This is a genomic window from Serratia sp. 506_PEND, assembly GCF_001076875.1.
In the GTDB taxonomy this organism is placed as follows: domain Bacteria; phylum Pseudomonadota; class Gammaproteobacteria; order Enterobacterales; family Enterobacteriaceae; genus Serratia; species Serratia marcescens.
On record NZ_JVEL01000377.1, the window covers coordinates 1 to 428 of the forward strand.

The following is a 428-nucleotide window of genomic DNA, read 5'->3' on the forward strand; positions in this document are numbered from 1 at the left end:
TTCTTCCCGTTTTCTGAGGGGCAGCTGGCCCCGTGAATAAAGTGTGTCCGGTAAACGGAACTGGCTGAACAGCCCTGTGGCAAACGGACTGTGGTCAGCATCGCTGTAGATCCGCCAGGTCATGGCACCGTCATCCACACCAAAACGCACATCAAACGAACCCCGACTCACCTGCGTCCGGTTGCCGGCATCCAGCAGGCGGAACATCGCCCACGGACCGGTAAAGCCCAGGCTTCGCGGTGAGCGGGCACCGTCATCCGGTATCAGCGTCAGTTTGCTCTCAGACCCGTCACGCAGGACGTTCGGCCAGACCAGCGGCACTTTCTGACGACGCCCGTGGCTGTACTCCACCAGCTGGCCGTCAAGGTTCAGCACGCTGCGGCGTTTACTGGCGGTCAGTTCAACCGGTTCAACCACAAAGTGCACTT

Annotated in this window: 1 protein-coding gene; it reads right to left on the bottom strand. The window is 60.3% G+C overall.

Annotated elements, in window-relative coordinates; translation table 11 throughout:
- Window positions 1–428: type VI secretion IcmF C-terminal domain-containing protein (locus ADK28_RS12705; RefSeq protein WP_275452766.1), on the bottom strand; the 428-nt coding region annotated here is incomplete at both ends.